The organism is Amycolatopsis thailandensis, from assembly GCF_002234405.1.
In the GTDB taxonomy this organism is placed as follows: domain Bacteria; phylum Actinomycetota; class Actinomycetes; order Mycobacteriales; family Pseudonocardiaceae; genus Amycolatopsis; species Amycolatopsis thailandensis.
Window position 1 is genome coordinate 1 of the sequence record NZ_NMQT01000393.1, and the last position, 1677, is coordinate 1677.

Annotated in this window: 1 protein-coding gene and 1 pseudogene; both read left to right on the plus strand. The window is 70.0% G+C overall.

The window, feature by feature from the left end; all coding sequences use genetic code 11:
* Nucleotides 1-1266: pseudogene (locus CFP71_RS44560) on the plus strand (hypothetical protein); the annotation flags it as partial.
* Nucleotides 1266-1622, plus strand: a complete 357-nt coding sequence (locus CFP71_RS43100; protein WP_093939502.1) for a DUF6086 family protein — start codon at nucleotides 1266-1268, stop codon at nucleotides 1620-1622. The pseudogene CFP71_RS44560 and the gene CFP71_RS43100, both read left to right, overlap by 1 nt.
* Nucleotides 1623-1677: the final 55 nt, after the last annotated feature.

Genomic DNA, 1677 nt, shown 5'->3' on the forward strand with positions numbered 1-1677 from the left:
GAAGCCCAGCAGTCGGCCGCCGCGGCCGCTGCCGACGGTGCCGCCGCACGAGCGGCGGCCGCGCGGGCGAGCGACGCGGACGCCCGGGCGCGGGCTGACGCCGTCGAAGCGCGAAAGGCCGCGAACCAGGCCTACAGCGACGCGACCATCGCAGGTCGCAGCGCCACCGCCGCGCAGGCCGACGCCCGCGCCGCCCAGGCTGCCGCGACCCAGGCTCAGCGAGACGCGGACGCGGCGAACACGGCGGCGTCGGGCGCCGAAAAGGCCGCGGCGGATGCCAACACCGCGGCGGAAAACGCCCAGCGGCACGCCGAGTCGGCGGCCGAGGCCGCGCGGAACGCCCGGAACAGCGCCGTCGAAGCGGGCCAGGCGGCCGGACGCGCCGAGACCGCCGAACGGGAACGTCAGGACAAGGCCAAAGCCGAGGACGCGCTGCGCGAGATGCGGAGCACTCTGCAGCGGCTGCGGGACGAAGCCGCGAAGGATCCGTCGCTCGGCGACGTCGTCCGTGCCATCGACCAGCTGATGGGCATGATCGAACATCTGCTGGGCCAGACCCTGGAGTATCTCGCCGAACACGGCGACGAACTGCTGTTGCTGCTCGAGAACCTGGCGCAGACGGCGGTAGGGGCGGGACTCGCCTACAGCGGGGTGGTCACCGCGGCCGGCGGCGCCGCGGTCTGTGCCGCGGAGATCGCCGCGGCCGCCGGTGCCGGTGCGGGAGCCGGAGCGGTCGTGGCGGGCGTCGGCGCGGTTCCCGGTGCGTTGACCGGGGCCCTCACCGGCCTGCTGATCTGCGCGATGTCCGGCGGGCCCGCCATCGTCGGCGGGGTCAGCCAGTTCATCGCGGGAATGGCCGTGGCGATGGACGGCCTCAACAAGGCCGCGACCAACGTCCAGAACCTCGGCAACAACAAGAACGGCTCACTCGAAGGGAAGACCGACCACGTCGTCTACGACCCGGCCGTGCCGAACAACGGGCGTCCGATCACCGACATCGACCGCGTGGAGAATGGGGTGCTGTGGGAGGAGAAGACCGCGATCGACGCGCAGAACATCCCGGACTGGGTCGGCAAACACGTCGACAAGAAGCTCAACAGCTATCTCGAAGCACGTAAGCATCTCCAGGGCTACGAGAACGCGCCGATCGGGCTTCGCTTCACGCAGCCGGGTGCGACACCGGCTTTCAAGGCCGCCGTCGAAAAGGCCGTGGACACGTTCAGAAAGGCCAACACCTCGGTCCGAGTCATGCTGGATTGGAAGTAATGAGCTACATCTTCGAAGCGGACGGGGAAACCGTCTGGAGCCCGGCGCTGCGGATCGGCAGGCTGTTCGTCACCATGGCGGACACGCTGTCCGCGAACGCCGAAACGGCGCACGGGCTGTCGTTCATGGCTAGTGACCACGTCATCGTCGACGTCCCGGTGTTCACGGAATTCACGAGGACCCTCCTGGACGGTTCGGTGATGACGCATCCGGTGTACCGCGAACTGGCGCGGGGCTTCGTGGCGCTCTGCCTCGCCGTCCTCGACGAGGCGGGAGCGGACCTGCCACTCGGTGCCGGGTGGCGGGACGAGTTCGCCGCGTCCCGGCAGAGCCTGGCCCCGTTCATGGGGGACTGACCACCGGAGCAAGTACGTGAAGGCCCCCTTCCTTGCGCCTGGCGCAAGGAAGGGG

Coding starts and splice junctions, on each gene's coding strand:
- CFP71_RS43100 (WP_093939502.1), top strand. CDS start 1,266: ATGAGCTACATCTTCGAAGCGGACGGGGAAACCGTCTGGAGCCCGGCG.